Source organism: Methylomonas subterranea, assembly GCF_024505185.1.
GTDB lineage: Bacteria > Pseudomonadota > Gammaproteobacteria > Methylococcales > Methylomonadaceae > Methylomonas > Methylomonas subterranea.
The window spans coordinates 14,822-39,432 of record NZ_JANIBJ010000020.1; the positions used below are offsets into that span (position 1 = coordinate 14,822).

A 24,611-nucleotide genomic window follows, 5' to 3' on the forward strand; every position below is an offset into this window, starting at 1 on the left:
TGCGCTGTTACCTTAGGGTCGAAAGTGATGGATGCCGGAGTTCGGGAGGCTTTAGTCCCGCGGTTTTTTGTTCAAGGTTTTGTAGGTGCCCTTGGGCATCATGTTGGCAATGGCGTGACGTTGTACTTGGATGAAACTGTTGTCGGCCACTTCCAGCTTGACGAAATTGTCGTCCAGGTCGGCCACTTTGCCGAGAATGCCGCCGGTTGTCACCACTTCGGAGCCCTTGCCCAGCGCCGCCAACATTTGTTTTTGTTCCTTGTTGCGCTTGGATTGCGGGCGGATGAACAAAAAATAAAAGAAAACCAAAATACCCAATGGAAACAGCATGCCTTCGAAACCGGGTTGCGAGGTAGCTGGCGCGGCCTGGGCCATGGCGTCGGAGATAAAAAAGCTCATTGTCATCCTCTTAAAATTATTATCGTGATGTTGTAATTGAATGTCCGGTGCCGGACCGGAAAGTCGGGCATTATGCCACAGTCGGGGCGGTTATCGCATATCGGCTTGATTTTGGAGTTATTATCAAAAACAACGACCTATCCGCTCACCCAGTTTCACCGGCCTGCCGGCCGTCAGGTCGTCGATCCAGGCTGTTTTGTCCTTGCCGAAGAGAACGATGATGGTGGAACCCATGTTGAAGCGGCCCATTTCCGCACCCTTTTCCAATATGGGGGCGTGGTCGGAATAATTCCAGGCACGGACGCTATCGATGCTGGGTGGGGTGACCACTCCGTGCCAAACCGTTTCCACGCTGGAAACGAAAATCGCCCCCACCAATACCAGCGCCATCGGACCGGCTTCGGTGTCGAAAATACAGGCCACGCGCTCATTGCGGGCAAATAAATTGGGCACGGCGTTGACGGTGGTATTGTTGACGCTGAACAGGCGGCCCGGAATATGTACCATTTCCCTTAATGTGCCGGTCAGCGGCATGTGCAGGCGATGGTAATCCTTGGGCGACAGGTAGATGGTGGCGAAGGAACCGTTTTCGAAGGCCTTGGCGCGTTCTATATCGCCGCCCAGCAATTCCACCGCGCTATAGTCGTGGCCCTTGGCCTGAAATATCCGGCCGTTTTCGATGGGGCCGGCTTGACTGACGGCGCCGTCGGCGGGGCAGGCGATGGCGTCGCTCGCCGTCGCAATCGGGCGGACGCCGGGTTTTAATTCGCGGGTAAAAAATTCATTGAAGCTGGCGTATCGGTCAAGCTCCCGCACATTGGCTTCATCCATGTTGACGCCGTAAAGGCGGATAATCAGCTTGATGAACAGGTTTTTCCAAAGCGTATTTTTACTGTGAGTCAGTCCGGACATCAGTCCCGACAACGCGTGATGGGGGAGTGCGTATTGGGGCGTGACGGTAAATAGTTCTTTTAAGGTCATGATTCGGAGTCGGGGGTTTTTCCGCTGATGAAGTAGGCGAAGGCGATCACTTCGGCGACGGCGATATACAATTGTTGCGGGATTTCGTCGCCCAGCGGTACTTGGGCCAGAATGCGCGCCAGCTCGGGTTCGTTTTGCAGCGGCACGCCGTGTTTTTCGGCTATAGCCAAAATTTGCTGAGCGGTAAAGCCTTCGCCCTTGGCGGTGACCTTGGGCGCGTTTTTGCCGTCGTATTTCAGGGCGACGGCAATGTCGCTGTTGTAAAAGGTTCGGCCGCTCACGGTCGCTCAGGGCAGGTTGACCGGCGTCGGCGCCAGCCAGTCCGGGTTGCGGTGTTCGGCGATTACCGTGGTGTAGATGCCGCCGCGCACATTAAACTCCGCGCGCAGACGCATGAAGTTGGGCGAAATCGCCGCCACGATATGATCCAGAATTTCATTGGTAACGGCTTCGTGAAAGGCGCCGCGCTCGCGGAAAGTCCACATGTAAAGCTTCAGCGATTTCAATTCCACGCACAGTTTGTCCGGCACATATTCGAGCACCAGTTTGGCAAAGTCGGGCTGGCCGGTCATCGGGCATAGGCAGGTAAATTCTGGGATGTCTATGCGTATGGTGAAATCGCGTGCCGGGCGGGGGTTTTCGAAAGTGGTCAGATCCGAGCTGGGTTGTGTAGTCATTGCAGGTTTTTGGTTGGTTTAAAGCGTCCAAGCCTTGGAAAATGTTCTCCGCCACATGCGGACGCGGAATTTTATCAGCTCTACGGGCGGAAAAATGCTAATTCTTCAGCGCGGGCTAGTCCGGGCCGGAAGTGCCGCGACCGAAAACAGCGGTTGCGGGGCCTTGGCGGATTATGTAAGCGGAATGCCTACCAAGCCGGAAATTGCAAAAAATATCGGCGGACATTTTTTTATTTAAGGTAGAATCGGGCCGTAGTATCAATTGACAGTATCAATGTTTCCATGGGAGGTCGATGTGGACATTAGCGCATTAAATTCAAGTCAAAAAAACATGACCGTCGGTCGCGGTTCCGCAACGGACGGCAGTCAGGACGTGGAAGCCTTGGCGCGCCAAAGGGACAAGGCGCCGACGCAACGCGACGGAGATAAAGACAATAGCGTGGCCCAGGATAGCGCCACCATTTCCACCGAGGGCCTGCAGCTATCCAATACCGCTTCCGTCAAGCAGGCCGCCAATCAGACGCAGATTCTGGATCGCCAAAAGGCCCAGGAAACGGCCAGCAGCATCATTTCAGCCATCCGAAGCAATCCCGCTCAGGCAAAAGAGGCCGTTGCCAATGCTTCTCCTACCCGAGTGGCAAACGCTCTGGCGGCTTGATCGATAAACGCGCTGTCCTGGTTCAATAAAGCCAGGGCAGCAAGCGCCAACTGTTTCGGCAATACTCGCGATAGCTATCGCCGAAGCGTTCCCGCAGCATTCCCTCCTCGATATCGATCCGCAACCGGAAGCCCCAAAAAACCGGCAGGGTCAGGCACAATAAGGCCAGAAAATCGCCCATTGCCCAACCGGCCGCCGTCAGCGCCAGCAGCAAACCTGTGTAGGCGGGGTGGCGAATCGCGCGGTAAGGGCCGCTGGTAATCAATCGATGCCGCTGCTGGATAGTGACATGAGTGGTAAAAAACCGGCCCAGGTGTTGCACGGCCCAAAATCTCAGGCTTAGTCCGCCGCCGAATGCCGCTAGTGCCAGCAGTTGTCTGGGCAAATAAGACGGCGGCAGCGGAAACCAGGCAAGTTGTTTGAATAGCAAAGCCAAACCCAGCCCCGTCAGAATGCTCAGCCATAACCAATTCTGTGTCCGGCGTTCGCCGGTCACGATATTTTGTCCGTTCCGGCGGGTTTGCCGGGCCAGCCGAATTTCCGCCGCTACCCAACCCAGGCACAATACCAGCCAGACGAGGCGCGCGGATGTCATATCAATCTCCCTGTTCAATATCAGAATGCGGCCAGCCGGCGGCGGGCGCTTGCTGTAACATACCGCAATTTGCCCGGCCGTCATGAAAAAGATCATCGAACTGAAACAGGTGTATAAGGATTACCCGCTGGCCGGCATTTCTCAGACCGTGTTGCACGATATCAATTTTGAGGTTGTCCCGGGCGAATTCGTCGCCATCGTCGGGCCGTCCGGCAACGGCAAGTCCACTTTGTTGAATCTGTTGACCGGCATCGACCATCCCAGCAGCGGACAGGTGATAGTAAACGGCGCGGCTTTGCAAAATTTAAGCAATGAAAGACTCAGCTTATGGCGAGGTGCCAATCTCGGCATTGTGTTTCAGTTTTTTCAATTGCTGCCAAGCCTGAACTTATTGCAAAACGTCATGCTGCCGATGGATTTTCTCGGCAAACTGTCCAAGACGCAACGGCGACAACAGGCCATGCAACTGTTGGAACGGGTTGGCTTGGCCGATGCGTGCCATCGTTTGCCCAGCCAGGTTTCCGGCGGGCAGCAGCAGCGGGCGGCGATTGCCCGAGCCTTGGCCAACGATCCTCCGCTGATTGTGGCCGACGAACCCACCGGCAACCTGGATGCCGCCACCGCGGATGACGTGTTTGACTTGTTTGCGCATTTGCGGGATCAAGGCAAGACCCTGGTGATGGTTACGCACAATGAAACCTTGGCCGCTGCCGCCAGCCGCAAACTGGAGATTCGTTGCGGGCGGATTCATGCCGATACTCCGGCGGTGGCGGGATAAATGCATACGCTGTGGCATAAAGTCCGGGCCGATTTATGGCTTGGCAAATCCCGTAGCGTTCTAGCGGTGATCAGTATCGCCGCCGGGGTGTTTTGCGTCGGCACCTTGTTCGGCATGATCGATTTACAGCTCGGCCGAATGGACAGCGCGCACCGGCAATCGCAACCCTCGCATATCAGCATGATATTGCGTAGCGATGCGGACAATTCGCTGCTAGGCAAAATTGCAGCGTTGCCGGGGGTATTGGCCGTGGAGGGAATGACGCCGGTAACGGTGCGGTTTCGGCCGGTCGGCGAGGCTGAATGGCAGTTGGCTACCTTGATGATCAGACCGGATTATACGGCGCAGCGCTTCGATAAAACGCTGTTGCAAGCCGGTCAATGGCCGGCGGCGGGCGGCGTGGCTATCGAAAATTTGTCGGCCAGGGCCAGCGGTATCGGCCTGGAGGCTCGAATCGAGTTTGAAACAGTCACCGGCAATCATCAACTAACGCTGCAAGGCGTCGTGCGTCATCCATTTATCAAACCACCCAAGTTTGGCGGGCAGATGCATTTTTTTGCCGATACCGGCGACGCCAAATGGTTTGGCGTGCCCGAGCACAGTTTTCGGCAGCTGCTGGTGCGGATCCGGCCGCCGTTTAGAGCCGAGCAAGCGCGGGCCGTGGCATTGGATATTCGACAACTGTTGATCGAGCGGGGGATTGCCGTTAACGCCACGCTGTTGCAGGACCCGGATCGGCATTGGGGGCGGCCGTTCATGGCCGGAGTCAATGGGGTTTTGAAGCTGATGGCCTTGGTATCTCTGTTGCTGGCCAGCGTATTGATACTGAACACCGTGGCAGCCCATATTACCCAGCAAACCGATCAGATTGGGGTGATGAAAGCACTGGGCGCCAAACGCCTGAGCATAGCCAAACTGTATTTGGTGGAGACGCTGTTGCTGGCCGTGTGTGCCGTTGCACTGGCCGCGCCTTGCGGTTTGGCTGCCGCTTACCTGAGTTCCTGTCGGTTGCTGGGTCTGTTTAATATCGAGTGCGGCGGTTTTTCGTATTCCGGCAAGGCTGTGTTGCTAATGACGGTTGGCGGTGTGCTGGTGCCGATGTTCGCGGCATTGGGCCCGATTCTGCGCGGGGCGAATATGAACGTGCGGGAGGCGTTGGCCAGTTACGGCTTGAGGGCGGATTTTGGCGGCAGCCGTTTCGATGTTTGGCTGGATCGGGTCGGCGCCCGCTATTTGTCCACTTTGAATGCGGCGGCACTGGGCAATCTGTTTCGCCGTAAGGGCCGTTTGTTGTTGACGCAAAGCGTCCTGATCATTGCCGGGGCGATGTTTTTGGTGTTGATGAGTCTGATCGCCTCGTTGCACCTGACGCTGGACAATGAAATGGCTCGCAGCCGCTATAGTGTGCGCTTGGGCTTTAGCGGCGAGCAAGAGCAGTCTCGCGTCACGGCGATTGCCAACGCGGTAAGCGGCACGCAAAAAATCGAATTTTGGCAACGCTATCCGCTGGAAATTTCTCATGAGGGTAAAGCTTTGCAACAAAAAGGCAGTTTGGGCTTGCAACTGCTGGCGCTACCGGTGGCGGGGGAGTTGTACCAGCCCTTAATCGAGTCCGGCCGTTGGTTCACTCAAGCCGACGCTGGTCGGCGGGTGATGCTGATTAGCGCGGATACCGCCGCGATGAATGGGCTGCGAGCCGGCGATCAGGTCGGTGTTGGTCTGGGTCCATTGCGGCAAAGTTGGCAAATCATCGGTATTTATCGCTGGCTGGCGGGCAGTGATTATGCTATCGAACCGGTTTACGCACCGGTGGAAACCTTGCGGGCGCTCACTGATCGTCAAGATGCCGTGTCATTTGCCTTGCTGGATGCCGACAAAAGCAGCCTGACTGAAGAAGCCGACTATTTGGCGGCGTTAAAGCAACGGTTTCAGGACAATGGCATCCCGCTGGATGTTTACGGCACGGTGGCAAAGCTGCGGCAGCGTCAATTTGCCGCCAATCAGTTCAAGCCGGTGATAGGCATGTTGCTTGGCCTGGCTTGCATGATAGCGGTGGTGGGCGGCATCGGTTTGTCGGGCGCATTGGCGATCAGTGTCTTGCAGCGCACCCGCGAGATTGGCGTATTGCGGGCAATCGGTGCGTCGGGCGGAGTGATCTCCCGCCTGTTTGTGCTGGAAGGACTGTTGCACGGCATGGTCGCTTGGTTGCTCAGTCTGCCGTTGGCCTATTTTGCCGCCCGACCGGTCGCCGATAGCTTGGGCGAGACCATGTTGGGACTGAAGCTGGATTTCAGCTTTGATGCCTGGGCGGTCGGCTATTGGCTGCTTATCGTGCTGCCGCTGGCGGCGGTTGCCGCCTATTGGCCGGCCCGCGCGGCGGCCAATATGAGCATCAGGGATTGCCTGGGGCATTAGGCGTATTGCGTGTTGTCCAAGTTATAACCATCCCGCCCGTCGCAAGCGCCAATACAGCAACAAACTGCCGATCGACACGCCTCCCACCACCAACGGATAGCTGTATACCCATTCCAGTTCCGGCATGTGCCTGAAGTTCATGCCGTACCAGCTGAACAACATGGTGGGGATGGCCAGAATGGCGCCCCAGCCGGCCAGTCGTTTTACCACTTCGTTTTGTCTGACGGTCTCAAAGGTCAAATGCACCTGCATGGCGGCGATCAGCATTTCCCGCATGCCCTCCATGGCGCGGTCGATGCGGCTTACATGGTCGGCGATGTCCCGAAAATACAGGCGCACATCCTTGGGGATATTGATTTCGCGAGAATGCATCAATACGTTGCAGATATCGATGACCGGTATGATGACGCCCTGCATCCGGATCAATTCGCGTTTCAGTTGGTAAAGACCCTCCATGGTTTCCCGGCTGGGATGGTTGGTGAATATCGCCGATTCCAGGCTGTCGAAGCGGGTTTGCAGACCGTCCAATACCGGTACGTAATTGTCGACAATAAAGTCCATGATGGCATACAGCGCAAATCCAGGACCCTTGGCCAGTTGGTGGGGCGCGGCCTCGCAACGGGCTCTGACTTTACCGTGGCTCATTGAGGCGCCGTGGCGCACCGTCACCAGAAAATGGTTGCCGACGAAAAAATGAGTTTCGCCGAAGGCGACGCCCTCATTTTCCAACGAGGCGGTATGCAACACAATAAACAGCGAGTCGCCGTATTCTTCCAGCTTGGGCCTCTGGTGCGCGGAACGGGCATCTTCCACGGCCAATTCATGTAAACCGAAGGTGTGTTGTATGGTGGTCAGTAAATCCGCATCCGGTTCGCGCAGACCCAGCCAGATGAAATGATCGGGTTGTCTAATCGCCTCGCTGATGTCGTCTATACCGACGTCTCCCACGCCGACCCCGTGAAGATACGCGACGCCTTTCATGATCATGTTGTTATCGGTGGCGTTTGGCAACGCTCGCCTCCAGGGTTGAGTATGTTTTAAGTAAGGGCAACAGTCGGGGTATAAAGCGGCTTAAGCCGGATAAGCGTTGCCGGGGTGCTACCGTTCGAAGCAAGCTCGGCAAAACGCCGGCCAAATTTGCCGCATCATCATGCAGCGGTTTAAGCTTTATGGCAAATTGCTTAATCTACCAGCCGATACCGGCATTTTAGGGCTATAGTTATGCTGCGAAATTACCCGCGGCTCATTTGGCGAATTCTTGGCGGAACTCAATATGTTTTTCGAAAACTCTTGCTCTGAAAGTAAAAAATTGGAGAACACGCTTGCCGCTGACGGCATTGCGTTCACTTTTCGTATCGATGCCGTGCATTCAAGCGCGCCGGGGCGAGTCTCATGACGAGCAGTGTTGAGCCGGCTGTACAAGCGCTGGATTTGGATTATGCACTAGGCTTGGCCATCAGCCTGCATCAGGCGCGGGAATTGGACGATGCCGAGGAATTGTACGGCACTATTCTCGGGCAGTTTCCCAAGTGTCCGGAGGCCCTGCATTTTTTGGGTTTGCTGATGCACCAAAAGGGCGACAATCGGCGAGCAATCGATTTGATCCGCGAGGCGATTGCGGAAGCTCCCGAATATTCGGATGCCCACAATAATTTGGGTAATATTTATAATCGGCTGGAGGACTTCGAACAGGCGGCGCTTAGTTACGAGCGGGCGCTGGATTTGAATCCCGCCAATGCGGCGGCTTTTAATAATTTTGGCGTGGTTTTAAGTCAGTTGGCCCGCTTGGAGGATGCGATAGCGGCTTTTGCCAAGGCGATCGCGCTGATGCCGGAAAATGCCGAGTTTTATCGCAACCTGGGTAACGCCTACAAAAAACTGGGCCAGTTCGGGCAGTGTATAGAGGCCTATCGGTGGGTCATCAAGCTGAAACCCTACAACCCCGAAAATTACGAAAATCTGTGCGCGGCGATGTGTCTGCAGGGCAATGCCGAGGACGCCATCGGATTGGTCAGGGAGTGGCTGGAACACGATCCGGAAAATCCGCTGGCCCTGCATCGGCTGCATGCCTACACCGGCGAATTTGATCTTCCGCGCGCCAGCGATGAATACATCATTCAGACCTTCGACGATTTTGCCGACAGCTTCGATATGGTGCTGAAGCGCCTGGAATATAAAGCGCCGTTTTTGGTTGCGGATGCGGTAGGTGAGGTCTTTAAGCAAACGGGGCGCGGTCTGGAAATTCTCGATGCCGGTTGCGGAACCGGGCTCTGCGGTCCCTTGCTGAAACCTTACGCCAAGCATATGGTTGGGGTTGATTTGTCGGCCAAAATGCTGGAAAAAGCCCAAAAGCGCGAATGTTACGACCAACTGCTGCAAGCCGAATTGACCGAATGCGTGGCCTCCTATTCTCTGGTGCCCGACGTGATCGTTTCCGCCGATACCTTGGTTTACTTCGGCGATTTGACGGAGGTATGCCGCGCGGCGCGGACAGCCCTATTGCCCGGCGGCCATTTCGTGTTTACCCTGGAACGATCCGAGGCCGATCTCGAGCAAGGCTTCAAAATACAGCCGCATGGGCGCTTCAGTCACTCCGAAGCCTACATAAGGGATGTGTTGGTGTCCGCCGGCCTTACGCCGGCTGGGTTGGAAAAAGTCATGTTACGCTATGAGGGCGGAGTGCCGGTTGACGGATTTTTGGTGGTCGCCCGTAAAGTTATGAATCAGTAAAGCTAACCAGTGGGAAACATATGGTTGATTTTGTGTCTCTAAATAAAGTTTTAGCCCCGAAGGCGGCGCTCGTTTGCCAGGACATAGAACTGGATCAGGCTGCTCAAGCCTGTCTGGCGACCGATCCGGTTCCGGTCGATTTTTTGCGTAGTCTGATTCAGCAACAACTGTATCCGGACGCGGTGCGTTTTTTGGCCAGGGCCTTGCCGAAACGCGAAGCGGTTTGGTGGGCCTGCCTGAGCGCCAGGGGCTGTCTTGCCGAACATGCCGGGCAACAACTGCTGCAAGCCGTGGAGGCCGCCGAGGCCTGGGTGTATAAACCCAACGAGGCCAATCGGCGGCAAGCCTATCATGCCGCCGAATTGGCCAAGTTCGAAAACCCCGCCGCCTGGGCCGGGATGGCGGCATTCTGGAGCGAGGGTAGCATGGCGCCGGAAAACGTGCCGGCCGTGCCGCCGGCGGATAATTTGACCGCCAAGGCGGTAGCCGGCGCGGTGATGTTGGCGGCGGTGCAAAGCCGGCCTGAACAGGCCAATGATAAATACCTGTTTTTTCTGGAACAGGGCATCGATATAGCCAATGGCGGCAATGGCCGGCTTTGGCCAGCCGGCAATGGAGGGCAGTGATGGGTCAGCCAGCGGCAAGAATTTCGGATATGCACGTTTGCCCGATGTTTAACGGGCCGGTGCCGCATGTGGGTGGGCCGATTTTGCCGCCGGGAGCGGTAACCACGCTGATCGGCAGCCTGCCGGCCGCCAGAGCCACGGATATGGCGGTTTGTGTCGGGCCGCCCGATGTGATCGCCAAGGGTTCGGCAACGGTTTTGATCGGTGGCTTGCCCGCAGCCAGAATGGGGGATCAGACCGCCCATGGGGGTGTGATTGTACTGGGTTATCCGACGGTCTTGATCGGCGGTTGAAAACGTTACTCGAATATTAAGCGGACTATAGGACTTCAATCATGGCTTTATCCCAAGTTGACCGGATAGCGTCGGTAACCACCTCGCTGGGGGAGACTGATTTGTTGTTGTATCGGATGACCGGCACCGAGCATATGAGTCGGTTGTATGAATATGAACTAGAGTTACTCAGCGAAAAAAATGACATCGATCTGAAAGGCCTGCTCGGCACCGGAATGACGGTAAAGCTGTATCTGGACGGCGGCGGGCACCGCTCCGTGCACGGCATCGTGACGCGCATCAGTCTGTTCGGGACGCTGGGTCGGTTGAATTATTACCGGGCCACCTTGCGACCCAAGCCCTGGTTATTGTCCAGAACCGGCAACTGCAGAATTTTTTCCAATGTTTCGGTTCCGGATATCGTGAAGAAATTGCTGACCGAGCACGGATACACCGATTTGGAAAACAAGTTGGCCGCTACCTATGAGCCGCGCGAATATTGCGTGCAGTACCGGGAAAGCGATTTTAATTTCATCAGCCGCTTGATGGAGGTCGAGGGTATCTACTATTACTTCAAGCACGCCGATGGCAGGCACACCATGGTGTTGTGCGACGACGCTTCCGGCCACGCGGAACCCGCCAAACAGACCATTCCTTATTTTCCGCCGGAAAATCAGGGTCGCCGCAACAAGGAGCATATCTATGAATGGCGGGTCAGCGAGGAAATCCAAAGCGGGACTTACGTGCACGACGATTTCGACTTCGAGAAGCCCAAGGCCGAATTAAAAACCACCTCCAGCAAGCCGGGCGGGCATGATGAAGACAGCAAGGAAGTTTACGATTACCCCGGTGATTACATCAAAACCGCCGACGGCGATCATTACGCCAAGGTCAGAATGCAGGAGATGCGGGCCGGGTTTGAGTTTATCGCCGCGTCGGGTAATACTCGCGGTCTGGCCACCGGGAATAAATTCGAGCTGAGCCAGTATCCGCGCGCGGATCAAAACAAGGAGCATATCGTGGTTTCCAGCCAGATTCAGCTTCAAGTCAACGGCTATCACTCTTTCGGAATCGCCGACAGCGCGGAACCCTATCAATGCCGCTATTCGGTCATACGCAGCAGTTTCGATTACCGCGCGCCGAGAGTCAGTCGCATCCCGGTGGTACAGGGCGTGCAAACCGCCATCGTGGTCGGTAAGTCGGGCGACGAGATTACCACCGATAAGTACGGCAGGGTCAAGGTGCAGTTTCATTGGGATCGCGAAGGCAATAACGACGAAAACAGTTCCTGTTGGGTGCGGGTTGCCCAGGTATGGGCCGGCAAAAACTGGGGTGCGATTCATATTCCGCGCATAGGGCAGGAAGTGATCGTGGATTTCCTGGAAGGAAATCCGGATCGTCCCATCATCACCGGGCGGGTGTATAACGCCGACCAAATGCCGCCTTACGAACTGGACGCCAATAAAACTCAAAGCGGTATCAAGTCGCGCAGCAGCAAGGAAGGTTCGGCGGATAATTTCAACGAAATTCGCTTTGAAGACAAAAAAGGCGAGGAAGAACTATATATTCATGCCGAGAAAAACTTTACCAGGGTCGTCGAAAACGACGATGTGCATACCATAGGTTTCGATAAAAAAGACCCGGGCGATCAGACGGTCGATATTTATAACAATCGCACCGTTACGTTGGATCAGGGCAATGACGCGCTTACCGTCAAAACCGGTAACAGAACGGCGGAAATAAAGCAAGGTAATGACGAGATTACGGTAGCGATGGGTAATCGCACCGTGAAGGTCGACTCGGGAAAAATCACCGAGGAAGCCATGCAGTCGATAGAGTTGAAGGTCGGGCAGAACAGCGTAAAAATCGATCAGTCGGGGGTAACCATCAAGGGCCTGATGATCAAGATAGAAGGCCAGACCACAACCGATCTCAAGGGCCTGACTACCACCGTCAGTGGCGATGCCATGCTCACTCTGAAGGGTGGCGTGGTGATGATCAATTAAGCCATGGTTCAGGCCATTTTTTGCTTGCCGGCGCGCGCCTTGAAGACTTCCGAGTAGACATAAAAATCGTTTTTATAATCGGTTTGCCACAAGGGATTTTGCAGAATGTTTTTGACAGCGATTTTGTAAGGTATCCGCACGCCCTTGTGATCGCAGGGTTCGCCGATTTGCGAGAGTTCGAATCCTTCCCGTTTTATAAAGTAGGCCAGCGCGGGCGCCACGATAAAGTACCAGTAATCCAGGTGTTTTTCCGCCGAGTAGTCGACGGCGGCTTTAAACAGTCCCCATATCATGCTGCGGGTTTGATTTTTGAAATTATAAAACGACCTGACTTTGTCGTTTTCGGCGGCTATTTCCTGATCCGGCAAGCCGTAGGGGGCAAAACGCTTGGATGAGAAGCGCCTTGCTTCCTTGATCACGCACAATCGGGACATTTCCACCGATATCTTGCGTTGACCGGGGCTTATATGCTGATGCGATGTGCTGTGCCTTTCAAACGGTAGTGGGCCGTTTTCGTTATAAACCAGACGCAGGCCGCCCAGCCAATGGCCGGAAAGTTTGTGCCGGACCAAAAAATGAACGGCTTTGTCGTCCCACTCATCGGATTCCATTTCGTCGGGGTATTGCGTCTTGTCTTCAAACCCCATTTCCTCGCAATAGACCTGATATCTAAGGTTGAAATGTATTTGTCTGCTTTCCGGTGTGTCCGCCAGGAAAACTTCAAAACAATTATCGAATGATTGTTTTTCGGAAGCCAATGTAAAACTCCATGGGGTATTGAAATTAGTCCATCACTTAAATTTATCAACGACAGATCGCTGAAATTACGTTTCCAAACAATTCTAGACCATATCTTTTACTACGGATGTAAGCCTAAGCTTAAGATTAAATTAAAATTATGTGAAAAACAGATGTAATTACATCGGCGGTCTTAGTTTTGGGAAAGCCGCCATGGCGTGCATGCTAGCCGCTGGTTTGCACAATTTCGCGTAATAAAGCCGTCGCATAGCTGCCGGCCGGCAAACCGAAACGTAGCAGGAGACTGTCTTTTTCAAATTGCCAGTTCAGGTCTTCCGGAATCACGCGCAAGGCGCGGCGATCCTGTTCCAGTTCGGCTTTCAGCAGGCCGTCGGCCAAACTCGGGTAGCGGCTGACTATGCGTTGTTCCAATGCCAATACCTCGCCCCCCGCGGCGCAGATTCCCTTGCCCCATAATGCTCCGGTGGGGTGAGTCTCGCCTTGCCGCATGCGCTCCATCAGGGTTTGATCGATGCTGGCGGCCACAAACTGGCTGTTACTACCCTGTAACTTGCAGACTTCGCCCGCTAAGCCGCAATTCCATGTGCCGGTATATAAGCGCTCGGCCAGTATCTGGTTGAACAAAAACGAGCGGGCGGCGGACAAATAGATTGAGCGTTGTTCGCGTTTGACTCTGTCGCCGGCAAACATGGCCAGGGCTTTTTCGACGTTGCGGCCCTGGTGGCCGAAGCGCTGCTCGCCGAAATAATTCGGAAAACCTTGGGTTTGAATTTGTCGCAGCTGTTGCTCGGCCACCTCCCGATTGCCTTGCCAGTTGCGAAGCACTATCTCAAAGCGGTTGCCGGACAAAACGCCACGGCGGAGTTTGCGGGCGTGCCGAATGACTTGCAGTATTTTGAGCTGTGTATTTTCCAAGGCCCGCCAATCCGGTTCAGGCTTGCCGGGTAGGGGTTGTTGATCCGGGCCCAGTGCCTGTTTGGGCGTAGGCAGCCAGACGCTAAACCACTGCCGGGTGCGGCCGTGGCGGTCTTTCAGGCCGGCGTAACCGATGTCGCGCTGCCGGACGCCGGCATGCCTGGCCAGCAGGCGGGCGACATATTCGGTGTTTTCGCCGATTTTCTCGATGTGCAAAAATACGTGCTCGCCGCTGCCTTCCGGTATGAAGGACAGGATTTCCTCGACCACGAAATCCTCTGGCTCGGCTTTAATGTCGCCGGTGGCGACGGGGCCGCCGTAGGCATGCGGCCAAACCGGTATTGAAAAGTCGCTCACTTTTCGATGAGTACGACAGCCTGCACCGCTATGCCTTCCTTGCGGCCTTCGAAACCCAGCTTTTCGGTGGTGGTGGCCTTGACGTTGATGAAGTCGATATCGACCTGCAAATCGGCGGCGATGTTGGCGCGCATGTCCGGTACGTGCGGCAGCATTTTCGGCGCCTGGGCGATGATGGTGATGTCGGCGTTCACCAGCTTGTAGCCTTTTTCCTGCACGATTGTATACACATGGCGCAGCAATACCCGGCTGTCGGCGCCCTTGAAGTTGGGGTCGGTGTCCGGAAAGTGTTTGCCGATATCGCCCAAGGCCGCCGCGCCCAGGATGGCGTCGGCCAGGGCGTGCAACACCACGTCGCCGTCGGAATGGGCTTCCAGGCCTTTTTCGTAAGGAATGGTCACCCCACCCAGAATGATGTGGTCGCCGTCGTTGAAACGGTGGACGTCGTAACCTTGGCCGACTCGGATCATGCTTGTTGCTCCATATAAAATTGCGCCAGGGCCAGATCTTCCGGGCGGGTGATTTTGATGTTGTCGGGGCGGCCTTCGACGATTTTCGGTTGAAAGCCCAGCAACTCCAGCGCACTGGCTTCGTCGGTAATGGCCGGATTGCCTTCGGTTTGCTGCAAGGCGTCGCGCAGCATGCCGTATTTGAACATTTGCGGGGTCAGCGCCCGCCAGACGTGCTTGCGGTCTATGGTGGCGGTAATGCTATTGCCGTCCACGTGTTTCAAGGTGTCGTGCGAGGACAAGGCCAGAATGCCGCCCACTGCGTCGTCTTTTAACGTCTCGATTTGCAGATGAATGTCGTCGGCTGTCAAACAGGGGCGGGCGGCATCGTGCACCAAAACCCAGTCATCTTCCGCCGCATTGTCTTGCAGGGATTTTAAGGCGGACAGCACCGAGTCCGCGCGTTCCCTGCCGCCGGGGGCGGTGATGATTTGCGGGTGTCGGGAAATTTCCAGCTCAGGCCAATAGGGATCTTCAAGCGAAATTGCCACCGCCACGGACTGAAAGGCGCCGGATTGCAATAATCGGCTCAGGGTGTGCTCGATGACGGTTTTGCCGGCCAGCGGCAGGTATTGTTTGGGGCGGTCGGCCTGCATGCGTTTGCCGACGCCGGCCGCGGGCACCACGGCCCAGCATTTGAATGATTGGTTCATGCGCTATTCAAGCACTTGAAAAAAAGTTTCGTTTTCCTTGATCATGCCCAGATCGTAGCGGGCGCGTTCTTCTATGGTTTCCAAGCCGCGGCGCAAATCCAGCACCTCGGCATATAGCGCGTCGTTGCGGTCTTTCTTTTCCTGCACTTCCTTGTTCAACTCATCCAGTTGTTGCCGGTAGGTGTTGATTTGCGAAACGCTGGCATCACCCAGCCACAACCGGTACTGGAAGTGGATAATCAGTGCGATGATGAGGATGAGGATGTGTTTAATGGCGACTTCTCTAAATGTGTAGGTTGGGTTAGTCCGGAGCGTTAGCGAAGGACGTAACCCAACACAACAGTCGACGTATTGGGTTACGGCTAACGCCTTTTATGCCCTTTTGGGTAAACCCACGCTACGCTTTTTATTTCAGCATTTTGAACGCGCTACGGCCGGCGTATTTGGCTTTGTCGCCCAACTCGTCTTCGATTTTCATCAGACGGTTGTATTTGGCGACCCGGTCGGAACGGCTCAAGGAACCGGTTTTGATTTGGCCGGTGCCGGTAGCGACCACCAGGTCGGCAATGGTGGTGTCTTCGGTTTCGCCGGAACGGTGGGAAACCACCGCGCTGTAACCCGCCGCGCCAGCCATATCGATAGCGGCCAAGGTTTCGGTCAAGGTGCCGATTTGGTTGACTTTAATCAGGATGGAGTTGGCGATGCCTTTGTCGATGCCTTCTTTCAGGATGGCAGGGTTGGTCACGAACAAATCATCGCCGACCAATTGGATTTTGCCGCCCAGTTTTTCGGTTTGCAGTTTCCAGCCGTCCCAGTCGTTTTCGTCCAGGCCGTCTTCGATGGAGATGATGGGGTATTTGTCCACCCAAGCGGCCAGGAAGTCGATCATTTCCGCAGAGTCGAAGCTGCGGCCTTCGGCGGCCAACACATATTTGCCGTCTTTGAAATACTCGGAAGCCGCCGCGTCCATGCCCAGGTAAATATCTTCGCCCGCTTTGTAGCCGGCTTTTTCGATGGCTTCCAGAATCACTTCGATAGCTTCTTCGTTGGAAGACAGGTTAGGCGCGAAACCGCCTTCGTCGCCGACAGTCGTGGCCAGACCGCGGCTTTTCAATACTTTGGCCAGGTTATGGAATACTTCCGCGCCATAACGGATGGCTTCGCGGAAAGTCGGCGCGCCTACCGGCAGAATCATGAATTCCTGCAAATCGACGCTGTTGTCCGCGTGCGAACCGCCGTTGATGATGTTCATCATCGGTACCGGCATGATGAATTCGCCGGATTTGTTCAGGAATTTGTACAGCGGTACGCCGGCTTCTTGCGCGGCGGCGCGGGCTGCGGCCATGGATACGCCCAAAATGGCGTTGGCGCCCAAGCGGCTTTTGCTGGCGGTGCCGTCCAGGTCTATCATTTTTTGGTCCAGCGCGGCTTGGTTGTCGGCGTCCATACCGACTACCGCTTCGCGGATTTCGGTGTTGACGAAGTTTACCGCGTTCAATACGCCTTTGCCCAAATAGCGGGCTTTGTCGCCGTCGCGCAATTCAATGGCTTCGCGTTCGCCGGTGGAGGCGCCGGACGGCACCATGGCGCTGCCGACGATGCCGGAGGACAAATACACTTCCGCTTCAACGGTCGGATTGCCGCGCGAATCCAAAACTTCTCTTGCTTTTACATCTACTATTCTTGCCATTAGCTTGCCTTTGGTTTGATTTTCAAGTGTTTATAAAGTGGTTTCAATCAAGCTGCCGGATTTAACAGTCCGGTCTATGGTTACCAGCATTTCCAGTAATTCTTTCATGCGGTGCAGCGGCCAGGAGTTGGGGCCGTCGCTGAGCGCTTCGTCCGGTTTCGGGTGCGACTCCATGAACAGGCCGGCGATACCGACCGCCACGGCGGCCCGGGCCAGCACCGGCACATGTTCGCGTTGGCCGCCGGAGCAGTTGCCCTGGCCGCCCGGCAATTGCACGGAATGGGTGGCGTCGAATACCACCGGGCAACCGGTGTCGCGCATCACCGCCAGCGAGCGCATATCCGAGACTAAATTATTATAGCCAAACGATACGCCGCGCTCGCAGACCATGATCTTGTCGTTGCCGGTAGCCTTGGCTTTGGCAACCACATTGCCCATATCCCAGGGCGCCATGAACTGGCCCTTTTTGATGTTGACCGGAATGCCGTGGGAGGCCACGCTTTGGATGAAATTGGTTTGCCGGCACAGAAAGGCCGGGGTTTGCATCACGTCGACCACGCTGGCGACTTCCGCCAGAGGAGTGTCTTCGTGCACGTCGGTCAACACCGGCACGCCGATCTGTTGTTTGACCTTTTCCAGAATCCGCAAACCGGTCTCCAGCCCGAGGCCGCGAAAGCTGCTCATAGACGAGCGATTGGCTTTGTCGAAGGAGGATTTGTAGATAAACGGAATGTTAAGCTGGTCGGCGATTTCCTTTAAGGTGCCGGCGGTATCCAGCGACATTTGCTCGCTTTCGATCACACAGGTGCCGGCTATAAGAAATAACGGCCGGTCCAGTCCGGCTTCAAAATGACATAATTGCATGGTTTACCTTGATTATTGCTGGGCTTGAGGCTGTTTGTGTCTGGCGGCTGCTTCGACGAAACCGGAGAACAGCGCATGGCCGTTACGCGGCGTCGAGGTAAATTCCGGGTGGAATTGGCAAGCCAGAAACCAGGGGTGGTCCGGCAATTCGACGATTTCCACCAGACGGCCGTCCAGCGACTTGCCGGAAAAGCGCATGCCGGCTGCTTCCAGCTGTTTCAGGTACTGGTTGTTGAATTCGTAACGATGGCGATGGCGTTCGGTAATGACGTCTTTTTGATACAACTCGAAAGCCAGCGATTCCGTTTTCAGGCGGCATTTTTGCGCGCCCAGGCGCATGGTGCCGCCCAAATCGGAATCTTCGTCGCGGGTGACCACTTCGCCGGCTTCGTCCATCCATTCGGTGATCAAACCGATCACCGGGTGCGGACTTTTCGGTAAAAATTCGGTGCTGTGCGCGCCTTCCAGGCCGACCACGTTACGGGCGAATTCGATCACCGCCGATTGCATGCCCAGGCAGATGCCCAGATACGGAATTTTATTTTCGCGGGCGAAGCGCACGGTGGAAATTTTGCCTTCCACGCCGCGCTCGCCGAAACCGCCCGGCACCAGAATCGCGTCGACATCCTTGAGTTGCGAGGTACCTTCGGCTTCGATGGTTTCGGAGTCAATATAGGTGATTTGCACCTTGTGCCGGGTGTGGATGCCGGCGTGAATCAAGGCTTCGTTCAGGGATTTGTAGGCATCGGTGTGGTCGACGTATTTGCCGACGATGGCGATATTCACTTCGTCGGTTGGATGGGTCAGGCCGTCGACCACTTTTTCCCAAGAGGTCAGATCAGCGGCGGGTACGTCCAGACGTAACTGTTTGACGACGATATCGTCCAGACCCTGTTCGCGCAGCAGTAACGGGATGCGGTAAATGGTATCGGCGTCTATAGCGGAAATGACGGCGTTTTCCGCCACATTGGTGAACAGGGCGATTTTCTTGCGTTCGCTGGCCGGAATCGGCTGTTCGGAACGGCAGATCAAAATGTCCGGCTGAATACCTATGGTGCGCAATTCCTTGACCGAATGCTGGGTAGGCTTGGTTTTTAGTTCGCCGGCCGATTTGATGTAGGGCACCAGGGTCAAATGGATGAACAAGGCCCGGTCGTGGCCCAGTTCCACGCCCATCTGGCGAATGGTTTCCAGGAAGGGCAGGGATTCGATATCACCGACCGTGCCACCGACTTCGATCAACGCCACGTCCTTGCCTTCGGCGCTGGCAAACACCCGGCGCTTGATTTCGTCGGTGATATGCGGGATGACCTGCACTGTGGCGCCCAGGTACTCGCCCTTGCGCTCGTTGCGCAAGACTTGTTCGTAAACCTGACCGGTGGTGAAATTGTTTTTCTTGGCCATGGTGGTTTTTAAAAACCGTTCGTAATGGCCTAAATCCAGGTCGGTTTCGGCGCCGTCTTCGGTGACGAATACTTCACCATGCTGAAACGGGCTCATGGTGCCCGGATCGACGTTGATGTAAGGGTCCAGCTTGGTGATGGTGACTTTGAGGCCGCGGTCTTCGAGAATTGCCGCCAGGGACGAAGCGGCGATGCCTTTTCCCAGGGATGACACCACGCCGCCGGTGATAAAGATGAATTTTGTCATGAATGTTATGCGCCCTGTTTAGCGAATAGCAAGGGGTCGGAAAAGTCGCCAATTTTAGCAGTTTTGAGTTTGGGATGCCGGTTTAATTCCGAGCGGGAATGGTGCGGCGGTTTTATAAATCCTGCCGGACGCCGGCTTGCAGATTGGGCCAGCGGCTGAAGGCGAACACCCAGATCATGATGATATTGACTACCGGTAGCAGTAGAACCAGGCTCCAGCGTCCATCGAATCCGGCTTTTTGCAGGATGCGGTAAGCCAACCACAAGCAAAACAAAATATAAGCGGGCAAGGCAATAAAGAACAATGTCATGCTTAACGCTCCCGACGGCTATTGGGCCAGCGCTGGAAACATAGCTGTATGAAGACGGCCAGTAAACCTAATATGGGCACGAATACCAGGGCGGCCCATGACGGATTAAGCCCGGCTTTTTTGTAGATCAGGATAGTCGGTATCACGATCATCATGCCGATGATAGCGGAATGTAGTAGTTCCATCGCGTAGCTCCCAAGGTTGCCCGCCGACAATCATCACACGCTTTGCGGCGACTGCCAAGCGATGCGGTAACAGCCGTCGTCGATTTGTGCCCAGGCCCATTCGTCTATCCATAAACCAGCCACGCCGGCCAGGCGATCGTTCAGGTAAATCAGCGGTCTGGCCTGTCTTTCCCAGGGCGGGACTCCGGCTTCCTGAAACAGCTTTTTTAAATCGTGGCGACCGGCCCGGTTCGGTAGCTTGAGTTTTTCCGCGCCGCCGCGCGGCTTCAAGCTGACCCGGCTGTTGCGCCAAAGCGCTTGGCTGATGCCCGAGTCGGCGGCCGTTAACGATAACATGCCATGGTTGGGCAGTTGTACCTTGTTGTCGTTGGCCGGCCAAATCAGCTCGTGGGGCAACGCGGTAAAAAGTGTTTCCGGCAGGCAATACAGGGTTTGCCGGTATTTTTTCAATACGTGGCTCTGAGTGCATAAATGTGGGTTGGCGTTGCCACCGGTTTGGATGAATTGTTGCTTGATGGCGTTCAGCACAGCCTGGCTGGGCGGTTTTAAACCCTGCCGGACCAGCCATTGTCGCAGCAGCCAGTTCAGTTCGGCTGCGTCGACCGTCGGCAGCTTGTCCAAGGCCAAGGCGTTGTGGTCGCCCCCGGCCACGTGATCGAGCCGCGCTTCGTAGCGGCGGTTCAACAATGTCGAAGCCTCGCCGCAATGATCCGCGCTACGCGACACGGTTTTATCCAGGGACGGCCAGCGCTGTTTCAATAAGGGCAACACCTCGTTGCGTAGAAAGTTGCGGTCGAAGTCGTTGCTCAGATTGCTGGGGTCTTCTATCCAATTCAAGCCATGCACGCGCGCGTATTCGCGGATGGCCGATTTGGCGGTCTGCAGCAAGGGTCTTGCCAGGCTGCCGCCGCCGAAGGGCGTCGCTGGCGGCATGGCCGCCAGCCCTTGAATACCGGCACCGCGAAACAGTTGCAGTAGCACGGTTTCCATCTGGTCTTCCCGGTGTTGGGCAAACAGCAATACATCTCCGGGGCGTATCAATTTCCGCAGGGCCCGGTAGCGGGCCTCGCGGGCGGCGGCTTCAGGACTTTCGCCGCCGGCGGGTTTGGCATCGACTGTCAGACTGACGAAATCGACATCCAATAGCGCGCACTGCCGTCGGCAATGCTCTGCCCATGCCCATGCCCGCGCCTGCAAGCCGTGATTGACATACACCGCGACAAGATGGGGCCGCAAAACCGCTTGAGTTGCACACAGATGTAGCAGTACATGCGAGTCTAAACCGCCGCTGTAGGCTATGTAAAACTTTCCACTTGCTGGTGGAATCAGAGCGGCAATGGATTGGTAGTGAAGTGCGGACATGTCGGAAAAATAAAAAAAGCCGGAGCGGGTAAAGCCGCGCCGGATCAGCGGTGATATTATTGGAACAGTTTCAGCAGGATTTATGCGGTTATTAAATCAATTCGGCCTGATTGTAAAGCGCGGGCCCGACCCAATGGCGGGCAATTCAGATATTGGAAGGTAGGGCAATGAGTAAGTTTACTTGGAAAGATGAATACAAAACAGGTCATGAAATCATTGATGAGCAGCATCGGAATTTGTTTCAATTGGCCAATCAACTCGCGGATGTAAGCGATCAGGATGAGATTACGCGGCTGCTGATGCTTTTTTACCAACATGTCAGGGAGCATTTTCAATATGAAGAACAATACATGAAACAGACTGGTTTTTCCGACTATGCGGCACATGTGGAAAGTCATAATAAAATGTTGGACAGGCTGATAGACATCAGTAAAAAAGTTCAGACAAAACAATGGGCTATTTCCGAAATACAAAGCTTTGTCGACAGTTGGGTGTTGGTTCATATCCTGGAAGAGGATATGAAATTCGTTCGCGAACTGAAAGCCGGCAAGGCCTAGCTCTTCCCTTTCAGAGTTCGTCGGCACCGCGCCCGGGCAAGGCGCGCTGCCGTCTCCGGTTCAATTGATGAGAGCGGCTTGCTCGCCGGTGTGGCCGGCTTGAGCATCGGCTATCCGGCCCAATTGCGATAGCTCTTCCAGCGACAAGACCTTGTTGATGGCCAGCAGTATGATGAAAACTTCATCCACCCGCGCCATGGCCCGTATGAAATCCGTGCGTATGTCGGTGCCGAAATCCGGAGCCGGCTGGATATTGGTCGGCGGGATTTCCAGAATTTCCCGCACTTCATCCACCAGCATGCCGATATGTTGCGTGCCTTCCGCTACCTCCACTTCAACCAATACGATGCAACTGCGCTTGCTCACCTCGGCGGGATGGTGTTTAAGTCTGGCGCAAAGATCGATAACCGGCACCACGTTGCCGCGCAGATTGATAACGCCGTGGATATAATCGGGCGTTAACGGCACGTGGGTGATATTGGCTATTTCGATGATTTCCTTCACATCGAGTATGCTGACGGCGAAGCTTTCCTTGTCGACCAAAAAGGTCAAATATTGCCCGACTTGCTCTTGCACGGCCAAGGCATTGCCGGCACTTTCCTTACGAATCAGGTTGCTCATGGTCTTGTCCTCGCGAATTTAGAAGCGCTCGAAGTCGGCATCATCGAAATCCAATGAGTTGCCCATGCTTGCGGCGGAAGTCCTGGGTTTGCTCTGAGCGGCCTTGGCCGGCGGACGAGGCGAGCGAAAATTGCCGGACCCCGGGTTTTTTGAGTTGCCGGCATCCAGTTTAAAAAAGCCCACCGCATGTTGCAACTGGGTGGCTTGCCCATTGAGCTCTTCGGCGGTGGCGGCCAATTCCTCGGCGCTGGCCGCGTTTTGCTGGGTGGCTTTATCCAGTTGCCGCATGGCTTCGTTGATTTGATTGATGCCGCTGGATTGTTCGATGGAGGCGGCGTTTATCTCCTGCACCAGATCGGCGGTTTTGACGATGTTGGGCACCACGGTGGAAATCAATTGCCCGGCTTTTTCCGCGATGGCCACGCTGTTGGTAGCCAACTCGTTGATTTCCTCGGCGGTGATCCGGCTGCTTTCCGCCAACTTGCGGACTTCGGCCGCCACCACGGCAAAACCCTTGCCGTGCTCGCCGGCGGAAGCCGCCTCAATGGCCGCGTTCAATGACAACAGGTTGGTTTTATAGGCAATGTCCTCGATTTGGCCGATTTTTTTGGCGATGTGTTTCATGGCCGTTACGGTTTCATTGACCGCTTCGCCGCCGTCGCGGGCCTCACCGGCCGATTTGGTCGCCATTTGCTCGGTCACGTGGGCGTTTTCGGTATTTTGTTGCACCGACGCATTCAATTGTTCGATGGAGGAAGTGGTTTCCTCCACGCTGGACGCCTGTTCGGTGGCCATCTGGCTCATGGCCTGGGCGGTTGAACTGACCTGCTGCGAAGCGCTGCTCAGGGTGTCCGAATTGGAACGGACTTGTTCGACCACCCGGCTCAATTGGTCGCGCATACCGATCAAGGCCTGGGCCAATTGGCCGATTTCATCCTTGCCATGCACGTCCAGCTTCGCCGTCAGATCGCCTTCGGCCAGGGATTTGGCGAATTTAACCCCCAAGGTGATCGGTGCCGTGATCAGATTGGCCAGGAAAATGGCAATGATGATACCTAAAATCAAGGCCGCCAAAATGGTGCCGATGATGATTTTGTTGGCTTCGCTCACCAGGGTTTCGGCATTTGTCCGGGCCACGCCCAATTGCGCGAAACCCGCCTCTTCGGCGGTCTGAGCCTGTTTGATGACGTTGTCGCCCAACTCCGCCATGTCTTTCAAGATGAGTTTTAATTCATCGTCGTTTTTGATCCAGGCTTGCGCGGATTGCTGATATTCCCTGGTGGCGCTGCGGGCTTCGCCAATCAGGCGCAAGGCCTCCTCGGAGCTGACGATCTTTTCCAGGTCATCGTAATTTTTCAACAGCTCGGGCAACCAGATTTGCATTTTGTGCCAAGCGACCCTGTCCTTGTAATTCACTTCCTCCTTTTCGGCCCGCATGATCTCCATGGCCTTGACGTAGATTTTGGTTGCGCCGATGTAGCGCTGCACGAAGGCATCCAATTCCTGCGCCGATGCGCCGCGTTTCATGGCGTCCTGATAAAGTGTCACCTGCCGGTTCAAAAACGCATCGGCGGCATTGGCCACGATACCGCCCTTCAAGGTCATTTCTTCCACGGCCGCCTTATTGGCTTTTAGCGCCGCCACCCCGGCTCGGTATTTTTCCGCGTATTTCTCGGTACCTTCGCGGGCAGTCTTGGATTGGTTCAACAGTTCGTTGTTGTTAAATGTCTTGGCAACCTGATCGACTTTATCCAGAAAGCCCAGCAGTTTTGCCACGTTGTCCTCGGCGCGTTGATGAATTTCATCTTTTTCATATAGCAGGTAGTTTTTCTCCTCCATGATGGTCGAAAGCGCCATCCGCTCTACGCCGGTGGCGTATTCGACCGATTTGCCGTTGTTGTCGGTAATGTCGAACAAGGCATCCGATACGTTGCCGATGTAAATTCTGGCCAGCAGGCCGAACGCTATGGTGATGGCGACCAGCAGCATCGCCCCCGTCAGAATTTTGGTTTTGATTTTGTAGTCGTTGATGTTCATGAACT

At 55.3% G+C, this 24,611-nt stretch carries 27 protein-coding genes; 8 read left to right on the forward strand and 19 right to left on the reverse strand.

The window, feature by feature from the left end; translation table 11 throughout:
* Positions 1 to 51 precede the first annotated feature (51 nt).
* From yajC to queF, 4 genes are all read right to left on the reverse strand, one after another.
* The gene (yajC, locus tag NP590_RS11715) at positions 52 to 399 is read right to left on the reverse strand and encodes a preprotein translocase subunit YajC (protein ID WP_256602579.1); all 348 of its coding nucleotides are present in this window, start codon (positions 397 to 399) and stop codon (positions 52 to 54) included.
* Positions 400 to 522: 123 nt separating this feature from the next.
* Positions 523 to 1,380: an archaetidylserine decarboxylase gene (gene asd, locus NP590_RS11720; RefSeq protein ID WP_256602580.1), complete on the reverse strand. Its 858-nt coding sequence runs from the start codon at positions 1,378 to 1,380 to the stop codon at positions 523 to 525.
* Positions 1,377 to 1,661, reverse strand: a complete 285-nt coding sequence (locus tag NP590_RS11725) for an EscU/YscU/HrcU family type III secretion system export apparatus switch protein (protein ID WP_013820506.1) — start codon at positions 1,659 to 1,661, stop codon at positions 1,377 to 1,379. The genes asd and NP590_RS11725 overlap by 4 nt, the downstream gene beginning before the upstream one ends.
* Before the next feature lie 6 nt (positions 1,662 to 1,667).
* Positions 1,668 to 2,057 carry a preQ(1) synthase gene (gene queF / locus NP590_RS11730; RefSeq protein WP_256602581.1) on the reverse strand — a complete coding sequence of 130 codons (390 nt, stop codon included), beginning with the start codon at positions 2,055 to 2,057 and terminating at the stop codon, positions 1,668 to 1,670.
* A gap of 295 nt (positions 2,058 to 2,352) precedes the next feature.
* Between queF and NP590_RS11735 the strand changes: the two genes are divergently transcribed.
* On the forward strand, positions 2,353 to 2,715 hold the full coding sequence (locus NP590_RS11735) for a hypothetical protein (protein WP_256602582.1): 363 nt from the start codon (positions 2,353 to 2,355) through the stop codon (positions 2,713 to 2,715).
* Positions 2,716 to 2,737: 22 nt separating this feature from the next.
* Here the strand turns inward: NP590_RS11735 and NP590_RS11740 are convergent, their stop codons facing one another.
* Positions 2,738 to 3,310 carry a methyltransferase family protein gene (locus NP590_RS11740; protein WP_256602583.1) on the reverse strand — a complete coding sequence of 191 codons (573 nt, stop codon included), beginning with the start codon at positions 3,308 to 3,310 and terminating at the stop codon, positions 2,738 to 2,740.
* A gap of 82 nt (positions 3,311 to 3,392) precedes the next feature.
* Here NP590_RS11740 and NP590_RS11745 point away from each other — a divergent pair, with 82 nt between their 5' ends.
* Both NP590_RS11745 and NP590_RS11750 read left to right on the forward strand, forming a co-directional pair.
* A complete protein-coding gene (locus NP590_RS11745; RefSeq protein WP_256602584.1) occupies positions 3,393 to 4,088 on the forward strand; it encodes an ABC transporter ATP-binding protein in 696 nt (231 codons plus the stop codon).
* Positions 4,089 to 6,503: an ABC transporter permease gene (locus tag NP590_RS11750; RefSeq protein ID WP_256602585.1), complete on the forward strand. Its 2,415-nt coding sequence runs from the start codon at positions 4,089 to 4,091 to the stop codon at positions 6,501 to 6,503.
* Positions 6,504 to 6,524: 21 nt separating this feature from the next.
* Here NP590_RS11750 and corA read toward each other — a convergent pair whose 3' ends face one another.
* On the reverse strand, positions 6,525 to 7,490 hold the full coding sequence (gene corA / locus NP590_RS11755; protein WP_371927299.1) for a magnesium/cobalt transporter CorA: 966 nt from the start codon (positions 7,488 to 7,490) through the stop codon (positions 6,525 to 6,527).
* Between the two features lie 405 nt (positions 7,491 to 7,895).
* Here corA and NP590_RS11760 point away from each other — a divergent pair, with 405 nt between their 5' ends.
* Genes NP590_RS11760 through NP590_RS11775 form a run of 4 tightly spaced genes read left to right on the forward strand, consistent with a single transcriptional unit; the run spans position 7,896 to position 12,137 of the window.
* Positions 7,896 to 9,233, forward strand: a complete 1,338-nt coding sequence (locus NP590_RS11760) for a tetratricopeptide repeat protein (protein WP_256602587.1) — start codon at positions 7,896 to 7,898, stop codon at positions 9,231 to 9,233.
* Positions 9,234 to 9,265: 32 nt separating this feature from the next.
* Positions 9,266 to 9,859, forward strand: a complete 594-nt coding sequence (locus NP590_RS11765) for a DUF6931 family protein (protein WP_256602588.1) — start codon at positions 9,266 to 9,268, stop codon at positions 9,857 to 9,859.
* A 29-nt stretch (positions 9,860 to 9,888) separates the two neighbouring features.
* On the forward strand, positions 9,889 to 10,152 hold the full coding sequence (locus NP590_RS11770; protein ID WP_256602589.1) for a PAAR domain-containing protein: 264 nt from the start codon (positions 9,889 to 9,891) through the stop codon (positions 10,150 to 10,152).
* Between the two features lie 41 nt (positions 10,153 to 10,193).
* Complete coding sequence (locus NP590_RS11775; RefSeq protein WP_256602590.1) at positions 10,194 to 12,137, forward strand: type VI secretion system Vgr family protein; 1,944 nt, start codon at positions 10,194 to 10,196, stop codon at positions 12,135 to 12,137.
* 8 nt (positions 12,138 to 12,145) lie between these two features.
* On the opposite strand, the gene NP590_RS11780 is transcribed toward NP590_RS11775, so the two are convergent.
* The 11 genes from NP590_RS11780 to tilS form a co-directional block, all read right to left on the reverse strand.
* Positions 12,146 to 12,895, reverse strand: coding sequence for a PEP-CTERM/exosortase system-associated acyltransferase (locus NP590_RS11780; RefSeq protein WP_256602591.1), 750 nt, complete (start codon positions 12,893 to 12,895; stop codon positions 12,146 to 12,148).
* 205 nt (positions 12,896 to 13,100) lie between these two features.
* Positions 13,101 to 14,168, reverse strand: coding sequence for a tRNA pseudouridine(13) synthase TruD (gene truD, locus NP590_RS11785; RefSeq protein ID WP_256602592.1), 1,068 nt, complete (start codon positions 14,166 to 14,168; stop codon positions 13,101 to 13,103).
* Positions 14,165 to 14,638 (reverse strand): 2-C-methyl-D-erythritol 2,4-cyclodiphosphate synthase, encoded by a 474-nt coding sequence (gene ispF / locus NP590_RS11790; RefSeq protein ID WP_256602593.1) that lies wholly within the window; start codon positions 14,636 to 14,638, stop codon positions 14,165 to 14,167. The genes truD and ispF overlap by 4 nt, the downstream gene beginning before the upstream one ends.
* Positions 14,635 to 15,330 (reverse strand): 2-C-methyl-D-erythritol 4-phosphate cytidylyltransferase, encoded by a 696-nt coding sequence (gene ispD, locus NP590_RS11795; RefSeq protein WP_256602594.1) that lies wholly within the window; start codon positions 15,328 to 15,330, stop codon positions 14,635 to 14,637. Before ispD ends, ispF begins: the two co-directional genes overlap by 4 nt.
* 3 nt (positions 15,331 to 15,333) lie before the next feature.
* Positions 15,334 to 15,603 carry a septum formation initiator family protein gene (locus tag NP590_RS11800; protein ID WP_256602659.1) on the reverse strand — a complete coding sequence of 90 codons (270 nt, stop codon included), beginning with the start codon at positions 15,601 to 15,603 and terminating at the stop codon, positions 15,334 to 15,336.
* 133 nt (positions 15,604 to 15,736) lie between these two features.
* Entirely contained in the window at positions 15,737 to 17,020 is a 1,284-nt protein-coding gene (eno, locus tag NP590_RS11805) for a phosphopyruvate hydratase (RefSeq protein ID WP_256602595.1), read from the reverse strand.
* Positions 17,021 to 17,050: 30 nt separating this feature from the next.
* Positions 17,051 to 17,884, reverse strand: coding sequence for a 3-deoxy-8-phosphooctulonate synthase (gene kdsA, locus NP590_RS11810; RefSeq protein ID WP_256602596.1), 834 nt, complete (start codon positions 17,882 to 17,884; stop codon positions 17,051 to 17,053).
* Positions 17,885 to 17,896: 12 nt separating this feature from the next.
* Positions 17,897 to 19,534 (reverse strand): CTP synthase, encoded by a 1,638-nt coding sequence (gene pyrG / locus NP590_RS11815; RefSeq protein ID WP_256602597.1) that lies wholly within the window; start codon positions 19,532 to 19,534, stop codon positions 17,897 to 17,899.
* A gap of 112 nt (positions 19,535 to 19,646) precedes the next feature.
* Complete coding sequence (locus tag NP590_RS11820) at positions 19,647 to 19,844, reverse strand: hypothetical protein (RefSeq protein ID WP_256602598.1); 198 nt, start codon at positions 19,842 to 19,844, stop codon at positions 19,647 to 19,649.
* Between the two features lie 2 nt (positions 19,845 to 19,846).
* Positions 19,847 to 20,029 carry a hypothetical protein gene (locus tag NP590_RS11825; protein ID WP_256602599.1) on the reverse strand — a complete coding sequence of 61 codons (183 nt, stop codon included), beginning with the start codon at positions 20,027 to 20,029 and terminating at the stop codon, positions 19,847 to 19,849.
* A gap of 33 nt (positions 20,030 to 20,062) precedes the next feature.
* Entirely contained in the window at positions 20,063 to 21,391 is a 1,329-nt protein-coding gene (tilS, locus tag NP590_RS11830) for a tRNA lysidine(34) synthetase TilS (protein ID WP_256602600.1), read from the reverse strand.
* Positions 21,392 to 21,558: 167 nt separating this feature from the next.
* Here tilS and NP590_RS11835 point away from each other — a divergent pair, with 167 nt between their 5' ends.
* Positions 21,559 to 21,948: a bacteriohemerythrin gene (locus tag NP590_RS11835; RefSeq protein ID WP_256602601.1), complete on the forward strand. Its 390-nt coding sequence runs from the start codon at positions 21,559 to 21,561 to the stop codon at positions 21,946 to 21,948.
* A gap of 60 nt (positions 21,949 to 22,008) precedes the next feature.
* Here NP590_RS11835 and NP590_RS11840 read toward each other — a convergent pair whose 3' ends face one another.
* Together NP590_RS11840 and NP590_RS11845 are read right to left on the reverse strand one after the other, a co-directional pair.
* Positions 22,009 to 22,569 (reverse strand): chemotaxis protein CheW, encoded by a 561-nt coding sequence (locus tag NP590_RS11840; RefSeq protein WP_256602602.1) that lies wholly within the window; start codon positions 22,567 to 22,569, stop codon positions 22,009 to 22,011.
* A gap of 18 nt (positions 22,570 to 22,587) precedes the next feature.
* A complete protein-coding gene (locus NP590_RS11845; RefSeq protein WP_256602603.1) occupies positions 22,588 to 24,606 on the reverse strand; it encodes a methyl-accepting chemotaxis protein in 2,019 nt (672 codons plus the stop codon).
* Between the last annotated feature and the right edge of the window lie 5 nt (positions 24,607 to 24,611).

What these genes read in the sequence shown, in the direction of transcription:
- NP590_RS11825 (WP_256602599.1), bottom strand. Translation starts at nt 20,029, where the DNA reads ATGGAACTACTACATTCCGCTATCATCGGCATGATGATCGTGATACCG.
- ispF (WP_256602593.1), bottom strand. Translation starts at nt 14,638, where the DNA reads ATGATCCGAGTCGGCCAAGGTTACGACGTCCACCGTTTCAACGACGGC.
- NP590_RS11820 (WP_256602598.1), bottom strand. Translation starts at nt 19,844, where the DNA reads ATGACATTGTTCTTTATTGCCTTGCCCGCTTATATTTTGTTTTGCTTG.
- NP590_RS11775 (WP_256602590.1), top strand. Translation starts at nt 10,194, where the DNA reads ATGGCTTTATCCCAAGTTGACCGGATAGCGTCGGTAACCACCTCGCTG.
- tilS (WP_256602600.1), bottom strand. Translation starts at nt 21,391, where the DNA reads ATGTCCGCACTTCACTACCAATCCATTGCCGCTCTGATTCCACCAGCA.
- kdsA (WP_256602596.1), bottom strand. Translation starts at nt 17,884, where the DNA reads ATGCAATTATGTCATTTTGAAGCCGGACTGGACCGGCCGTTATTTCTT.
- corA (WP_371927299.1), bottom strand. Translation starts at nt 7,490, where the DNA reads ATGATCATGAAAGGCGTCGCGTATCTTCACGGGGTCGGCGTGGGAGAC.
- eno (WP_256602595.1), bottom strand. Translation starts at nt 17,020, where the DNA reads ATGGCAAGAATAGTAGATGTAAAAGCAAGAGAAGTTTTGGATTCGCGC.
- NP590_RS11835 (WP_256602601.1), top strand. Translation starts at nt 21,559, where the DNA reads ATGAGTAAGTTTACTTGGAAAGATGAATACAAAACAGGTCATGAAATC.
- NP590_RS11840 (WP_256602602.1), bottom strand. Translation starts at nt 22,569, where the DNA reads ATGAGCAACCTGATTCGTAAGGAAAGTGCCGGCAATGCCTTGGCCGTG.
- NP590_RS11745 (WP_256602584.1), top strand. Translation starts at nt 3,393, where the DNA reads ATGAAAAAGATCATCGAACTGAAACAGGTGTATAAGGATTACCCGCTG.
- pyrG (WP_256602597.1), bottom strand. Translation starts at nt 19,534, where the DNA reads ATGACAAAATTCATCTTTATCACCGGCGGCGTGGTGTCATCCCTGGGA.
- asd (WP_256602580.1), bottom strand. Translation starts at nt 1,380, where the DNA reads ATGACCTTAAAAGAACTATTTACCGTCACGCCCCAATACGCACTCCCC.
- NP590_RS11845 (WP_256602603.1), bottom strand. Translation starts at nt 24,606, where the DNA reads ATGAACATCAACGACTACAAAATCAAAACCAAAATTCTGACGGGGGCG.
- queF (WP_256602581.1), bottom strand. Translation starts at nt 2,057, where the DNA reads ATGACTACACAACCCAGCTCGGATCTGACCACTTTCGAAAACCCCCGC.
- NP590_RS11750 (WP_256602585.1), top strand. Translation starts at nt 4,089, where the DNA reads ATGCATACGCTGTGGCATAAAGTCCGGGCCGATTTATGGCTTGGCAAA.
- NP590_RS11770 (WP_256602589.1), top strand. Translation starts at nt 9,889, where the DNA reads ATGCACGTTTGCCCGATGTTTAACGGGCCGGTGCCGCATGTGGGTGGG.
- yajC (WP_256602579.1), bottom strand. Translation starts at nt 399, where the DNA reads ATGAGCTTTTTTATCTCCGACGCCATGGCCCAGGCCGCGCCAGCTACC.
- NP590_RS11760 (WP_256602587.1), top strand. Translation starts at nt 7,896, where the DNA reads ATGACGAGCAGTGTTGAGCCGGCTGTACAAGCGCTGGATTTGGATTAT.
- ispD (WP_256602594.1), bottom strand. Translation starts at nt 15,330, where the DNA reads ATGAACCAATCATTCAAATGCTGGGCCGTGGTGCCCGCGGCCGGCGTC.
- NP590_RS11740 (WP_256602583.1), bottom strand. Translation starts at nt 3,310, where the DNA reads ATGACATCCGCGCGCCTCGTCTGGCTGGTATTGTGCCTGGGTTGGGTA.